This window comes from Rhizobacter sp. P2_H2, from assembly GCF_056403375.1.
Genome location: NZ_JBFUFP010000255.1, coordinates 1 through 6,147 on the forward strand (window position 1 = coordinate 1; position 6,147 = coordinate 6,147).

A 6,147-nucleotide genomic window follows, 5' to 3' on the forward strand; every position below is an offset into this window, starting at 1 on the left:
ATGAGGGAGCGTTTCATGGATGCTTTCCTTGGGGTTGGGGATGGCGTGTATCTGCTGCACCCATTGCTTTTGTCTTGAAGGTGCAAGACGCAAATGTTATGCGGCGGAGGCTTCGATATGGAAAACCGAAGGCTCGAACACGCGAAACGCCGCCCGAAACGTTGTCATCAAACGACATTGACGCGCGGCCGAAGCCGCAGCGCTCAGCGCCCGCGCAGGTGAGCCGGGGCCTCGAGGCGTTTGGCCAGCATCGAGAGCAGCAGGGTCAGCACGAGGTACAGCGCCGAAATCGCGAGGTAGGGCTCCCAGTAGCGGGAGTAGGTGCCGGCCACGGTGCGGGCGGCCAGCGCCAGCTCGGCCAGGCCGATCGCCGACACCAGCGACGAGTCCTTGATGAGCGTGATGCCCTCGTTGACCAGCGCCGGCATCATGCGGCGGAAGGCCTGCGGCAGCACGATGAAGCGCATCGCCTGCGGGTGCGTGAAGCCCAGGCTGTAGGCGGCCTGGGTCTGCCCGAGGTGGATGCTCTGGATGCCGGCGCGGAAGATCTCGGAGATGTAGGCGCCGGCGTTCAGCGTCAGCGCGAGCGCGCCGGAGAAGAACGCGCCGTGGTTCTGGCGGAACTCGCGCGCCGCCTCGCCGCTGAGCAGCAGCCCGCCGTCCGGGTGGATCAGCGCCGGCATCAGCGCGAAATGCACCAGCAGGATCTGCACGAACAGCGGCGTGCCGCGGAAGAAGGTCACGTAGGCCAGCGTGAGCGAGCGCAGCCCGGCCAGGAACCAGCGCGCCGGCGCCGACTTCGGCGGCGGCGCATCGCGCGAGCTGCTGACCAGCCCGAGGGCGACGCCGAGCAGCAGCCCGGCGCCGATCGCGATCAGCGTCAGCAGGATCGTCGTCCACAGGCCCGACAGGAAGAGCGGCCCGTAGCCGGCCAGAATGCCCCAGCGCAAATCCATGACCGGCTCGGCGCGGGTTTACTTCGAGGCAGCCGAAGCGGCCGGCGCGGCCGCAGCCGGGGCGCCGAAGTACTTCGCGTAGATCTGGTCGTAGGTGCCGTCGGCCTTGATGTCGGCCAGGCCCTTGTTCAGCTTGTCGAGCAGCTCGGCGTTGCCCTTCTTGACGGCGATGCCGTATTGCTCGGGCGCGAAGGCCTTGTCGGCGACCGTCTTGAACTTGCTGTCGGCATTGTTGGCGACGTAGTTGATGACCACGCCGTTGTCGGCCACGACCGCGTCGACGCCGCCGGCTTCCAGCTCCTTCAGCGCGAGCGGGGTCGACTCGAAGCGCTTGATGTTGGTGCTGGTCTTGCCCTGCAGCTTGCTGACGACCTCGTCACCGGTGGTGCCGGTCTGCACGCCGACCTTCAGCTTCTTCAGGTCGTCGAACTTCGAGATCTTCGAGGTCTTCTTGACGGCGATCAGCTGCTGCGCGTCGAAGTAGGGGCCGGCGAAGTCCATCGTCTGCTTGCGCTCGTCGGTGATGGTGATGGCCGAGACCAGCAGGTCGCGGTCGCCCTGGCCGAGCGTGTTGAAGATGCCTTCCCACGGCGTGTTGGTGAACTTCACCTCGATGCCGGCCTTCTTCGCGATGGCGGTGACGACGTCGATGTCGAAGCCGACGATCTCGCCCTTCTCGTTCTGCGATTCGAACGGTGCGTAGGCGGCGTCGGTGCCGACGGCGTAGACCTTGGCGGGCGCCGGGGCCGGTGCGGAGGCGACGACGGCCGGTGCCGAGGCGGCCGGTGCGGCGGCGGTGGGCTCCTGCTTGCTGCAGGCAGCGAGCAGCAGGCCGGCGACGGCCAGGCCGGCCGTTTGCAGGAAGCGACGGGTGTTCAATGCGGTCATGGATACCCCTGGGGTGGTCTGTTGTGTGAGAACGGGATTGTTGGGTCCGCGAGCTAGCAAGTCGCGGGCCGCTGCAGTGTAAGCCTGCCGAAACCGGTTTCCGCCCGGGGTCGATCCGGGGTTCCGGCGGAGGTGCGGCCCGTGGATACGGGGTGTCGTGCGGCGCGGCGCGATGCTACAAACGGCCTCGACCCCGGAACGTCCCCCATGAATTCCTCTCCCGCTGCGCGCATTCCGCAGCACCTGCCCGCGCTCGACGGCGTGCGCGGCCTGGCCATCGTGCTGGTGCTGTGCCACAACTTCCAGATCCTCGAAGGGCCGTCCGGCCTTGTCGGCAAGGTCTTCGAGCTCGCGTTCGACCTGGGCTGGATCGGCGTGCAGCTGTTCTTCGTGCTGAGCGGCTTCCTGATCACGCGCATCCTGCTGCAGACCCAGGACGCGCCGAACTACTACCAGGCCTTCTTCGGACGGCGCCTGCTGCGGATCTTCCCGCTGTACTACGCGACGCTCGCGCTCGCCTTCATCGTGCTGCCGGCGCTGGGCGCGATGCCGGCGCGCTGGGAGGTCGACCGGCCGCAGCAGCTGTGGCTGTGGCTCTACCTGTCGAACTGGACGGCGCCCTATGGCAGCGCGACGCATGCGTTCCCGCATTTCTGGTCGCTCGCGGTGGAGGAGCAGTTCTACCTGCTGTGGCCGCTGCTGGTGCATCGGCGCTCGGCCGGGCAGGTGCTGCGCTGGTGCGGTGCGATCGCGCTGGCGATCCTCGGCGTGCGCATCGGCATGCTGGCGGCCGGGCTGGGGCCGGATCCGGTGTATTCGTTCACCGTGACGCGGCTCGATGCGCTGGCGATCGGCGGTGCGGCGGCGGCGTGGCTGCAGTTGCCGGGCGCGGCGGCGCGGGCGATCGCGCTGCGGCAGCGGCTGATCATCGGCGCGCTGGTGCTGGCAGCGGYCGGCTTCGTCGTGACGCACGGGTATCCGCGCACGTCGCCGCTCGGGCAGACGCTCGGTTACAGCGTGCTGGCGGTGGTGTTCGCGCTCGGCGTGGTCGCTGCGGCCGCGGGGGATGCCGTGGCCGATGGTGCGGTGGTCGGCGGTTGGGTCGGCTGGTTGCGCGCCGCGCCGCTGCGCATGCTGGGCCGCTACAGCTATGCGATGTACATCTTCCACAAGCCGCTGCACGACCTGGCCGGCAAGCCGCTGCTGCAGTCGCTCGGGCTGTACGAGCATGCGGGCCCTGCGCTGGCGCTGGGCTACATCGCCGCCGGCACGCTCGTCACGCTCGCGCTCGCGATGGCGTCGTACCACCTGTTCGAGAAGCACTTCCTCGGGTTGAAGCGGTGGTTCGTGGCGGAGCCGCCTGCGGTCACGGCGCGCTCAGGAACGCCAGCTCCTCTGCGCTGAACCCCGCCGCCTCGCGCGCCTCGCGGTTGAACGGCGGCCGCAGCCGCGGCGCCTCGTACTGCCGCACCAGCACCGCGTAGTGCGCGATCGGATCGAGCCCGTCGCGGCGGCACAGCCAGCGGTACCAGTGGTTGCCGATCGCGACATGGCCGATCTCGTCGCGCAGGATCACGTCGAGGATCTCGACCGTGCGCGCGTCGCCGGCCTTGCGGAACTTGGCCTGCAGCGGCGGCGTCGCGTCCAGCCCGCGGGCTTCCAGCGTGCGCGGCACCAGCGCCATGCGCGCGACCACGTCGCCCGCGGTGCGCTGCGTCATCAGCCACAGGCCGTCGTGCGCATCGAAGTCGCCGTAGTCGTGGCCGCCGCTGCGCAGGTGTTCGCGCAGCAGCGAGAAATGCAGCGCCTCCTCGCTCGCGACCCGCAGCCAGTCGGCGTAGAACGCCGCCGGCATGCCTGCAAAGCGGAACGCTGCATCCAGCGCCAGGTTGATCGCGTTGAACTCGATGTGCGCGATCGCGTGCAGCAGCGCCGCGCGGCCCTCGGGCGTGAAGGCCGAGCGCATCGCCACCTCCTTTGGCGGCACCAGGCGAGGGCGCTCGGGCCGGCCGGGCAGGCTCGCGGGCACCGCGATGGCTTCATCGGGATCGATCAACGCGGCATCGAGCTGCTCGAACAGCGCCCGCGCCGCGGCTGCTTTCTCGGTGGGGTCGCGGAGGCTCAAGACCTCCAGGGCGCGCTGTCGCGGGTTCATCCCTAGAATCATAGGCTGTGCATTTCGGGCGATCGCCATGGCCGTCTACCAACTGGGGGAGCTGTCTCCCGACATCGCCGCGTCGGCCTGGGTGGCCGACAGCGCCCGCGTGATCGGCAACGTCAGCCTGGGCGACGACGCGAGCGTCTGGTTCGGCGTCGTGATCCGCGGCGACACCGAGCGCATCGCGATCGGCCGCGGCAGCAACATCCAGGACAACAGCGTCGTGCACGCCGATGCCGGGTTTCCGGTGTCGGTCGGCGAGGGCGTGACGGTCGGCCACCAGGCCATGCTGCACGGCTGCACGGTCGGCGATCATTCGCTGATCGGCATCCAGGCCGTGGTGCTGAACGGCGCGAAGATCGGCCGCCATTGCCTGGTGGGCGCCGGCGCGCTGGTCACCGAGGGCCAGAGTTTCCCGGACGGCTCGCTGATCCTGGGCACGCCGGCCCGCGTGGTGCGCCAGCTGTCGCCAGAGCAGATGCAGGGGCTCGAGAAGAGCGCCGCCCACTATGTCGAGAACGCCCGGCGCTACCAGTCCGGCCTGAAAGAAATCACCTGATGAGCGAGCTTCACAAATTCCTGTTCGAAGGCCTGCCGGTGCGCGGCATGCTGGTGCGCCTGACCGATTCCTGGGTCGAGATCCTGCGCCGGCGCAGCACGGCATCCGATGCCTTCCCGCCCGCGGTGCGCGCGCTGCTCGGCGAGATGTCGGCCGCGGCGGTGCTGATGCAGTCGAACATCAAGTTCGAAGGCTCGCTCGTGATGCAGATCTTCGGCGACGGGCCGGTCAAGCTGGCGGTGGCCGAGGTGCAGTCCGACCTCGCGTTCCGCGTCACCGCGAAGGTGGTCGGCGAGGTGGCGCCCGATGCGCGCCTGGCCGCGATGGTCAACGCCGGCGGCAAGGGCCGTTGCGCGATCACGCTCGACCCGAAGCCGCGCGGCCCTGGGCAGCAGCCGTACCAGGGCGTGGTCGCGCTGCACGGCGACGGCGGCGAGCCGCTGCAGAAGCTGGCCGACGTGCTGGAGCACTACATGCTGCAGTCCGAGCAGCTCGACACGCGGCTGATCCTCGCGGCCAACGACGAGGTGGCCGCCGGCCTGCTGATCCAGCGCCTGCCGATCGAGGGCGAGGGCAACCTCGCCGGCCGCCGCAACGAAGACGAGATCGGCCTGAACGAGGCCTACAACCGCATCTCGCACCTGGCCTCGACCCTCACCGCCGACGAGTTGCTGACGCTCGATGCCGAGACCGTACTGCGCCGGCTGTTCTGGGAAGAGACCGTGCGCCGCTTCCCGCCGATGACCGGCGAACTCGGGCCGCATTTCGCGTGCACCTGCTCGCGCGAGCGCGTCGGCGCGATGCTGAAGGGGCTGGGCCGCGAGGAGGTCGACGGGGTGGTCGCCGAGCAGGGCCGGGTCGAGGTGGGTTGCGACTTCTGCGGCATCAAGTACCACTTCGACGCGGTCGACGTCGGCGAGCTGTTCACGCTGCCACGCGACCAGCCGCCCGGCAGCACGACATTGAACTGAAGTCCAACGCACGAAAGACCCACGATGCTCTACGCCAGCCTGAAAGTCCTGCACTTCCTGTCGGTGATCGTCTGGCTCGGCGGCATGTTCTTCACGCTGTTCTGCCTGCGGCCCGGCGCGGCGCACCTGCCGCCGGCCGAGCGCGTGCCGCTGATGCAGTCGGTGCTGCAGCGCTTCTTCGGCATCGTGCTGTGGGTGGCGCTGGTCACCGTGCTGAGCGGCGGCTGGATGGTGGGGCGCGTCGCGTCGACGACGAAGGCGACCGGCGGTCCGTTCAACATGCCGCTCGAATGGAGCGTGATGGCCGGGCTCGGGCTGCTGATGGTCGCGATCTTCGGCCACATCCGCTTTGCGCTGTTCAAGCGCGTGCAGCGCGCGAGCGCCGCTCAGGATTGGGCGGCGGCCGGTGCCGCGCTGAAGGCGATCCGCGATTGGGTGGCGGTGAACCTGACGATCGGCGTGGTGATCGTGGTTGTCGTGATTGCCGGGACGATGACGTAAGCCCGTCTGGGGCGATTTGCGCGCGCCTTTGCCGAGCCGGTGGCTTTGTGTGAAGAGCCTGCGAGTGCCGAGCGGGACTTCGATACCTCAGTCCGAACGGATGGTGGCGTGCCC

At 69.0% G+C, this 6,147-nt stretch carries 7 protein-coding genes; 4 read left to right on the forward strand and 3 right to left on the reverse strand.

Annotated elements, in window-relative coordinates:
• Positions 1 to 203 precede the first annotated feature (203 nt).
• Together AC1D15_RS14950 and AC1D15_RS14955 are read right to left on the reverse strand one after the other, a co-directional pair.
• On the reverse strand, positions 204 to 956 hold the full coding sequence (locus AC1D15_RS14950; RefSeq protein WP_465113386.1) for an amino acid ABC transporter permease: 753 nt from the start codon (positions 954 to 956) through the stop codon (positions 204 to 206).
• An 18-nt stretch (positions 957 to 974) separates the two neighbouring features.
• Positions 975 to 1,844 carry a basic amino acid ABC transporter substrate-binding protein gene (locus AC1D15_RS14955; RefSeq protein ID WP_047506211.1) on the reverse strand — a complete coding sequence of 290 codons (870 nt, stop codon included), beginning with the start codon at positions 1,842 to 1,844 and terminating at the stop codon, positions 975 to 977.
• Between the two features lie 207 nt (positions 1,845 to 2,051).
• Between AC1D15_RS14955 and AC1D15_RS14960 the strand changes: the two genes are divergently transcribed.
• Positions 2,052 to 3,248: an acyltransferase family protein gene (locus AC1D15_RS14960; protein ID WP_477826601.1), complete on the forward strand. Its 1,197-nt coding sequence runs from the start codon at positions 2,052 to 2,054 to the stop codon at positions 3,246 to 3,248.
• Here the strand turns inward: AC1D15_RS14960 and AC1D15_RS14965 are convergent.
• On the reverse strand, positions 3,211 to 3,999 hold the full coding sequence (locus AC1D15_RS14965; protein WP_477826602.1) for a ferritin-like domain-containing protein: 789 nt from the start codon (positions 3,997 to 3,999) through the stop codon (positions 3,211 to 3,213). The genes AC1D15_RS14960 and AC1D15_RS14965 overlap by 38 nt on opposite strands.
• 37 nt (positions 4,000 to 4,036) lie before the next feature.
• Here AC1D15_RS14965 and AC1D15_RS14970 point away from each other — a divergent pair, with 37 nt between their 5' ends.
• Genes AC1D15_RS14970 through AC1D15_RS14980 form a run of 3 tightly spaced genes read left to right on the forward strand, consistent with a single transcriptional unit; the run spans position 4,037 to position 6,033 of the window.
• Positions 4,037 to 4,561, forward strand: coding sequence for a gamma carbonic anhydrase family protein (locus AC1D15_RS14970; RefSeq protein WP_047506215.1), 525 nt, complete (start codon positions 4,037 to 4,039; stop codon positions 4,559 to 4,561).
• The gene (hslO, locus tag AC1D15_RS14975; RefSeq protein WP_465113389.1) at positions 4,561 to 5,532 is read left to right on the forward strand and encodes an Hsp33 family molecular chaperone HslO; all 972 of its coding nucleotides are present in this window, start codon (positions 4,561 to 4,563) and stop codon (positions 5,530 to 5,532) included. The genes AC1D15_RS14970 and hslO overlap by 1 nt, the downstream gene beginning before the upstream one ends.
• 24 nt (positions 5,533 to 5,556) lie before the next feature.
• The gene (locus AC1D15_RS14980) at positions 5,557 to 6,033 is read left to right on the forward strand and encodes a CopD family protein (RefSeq protein ID WP_465113390.1); all 477 of its coding nucleotides are present in this window, start codon (positions 5,557 to 5,559) and stop codon (positions 6,031 to 6,033) included.
• Positions 6,034 to 6,147 lie beyond the last annotated feature (114 nt).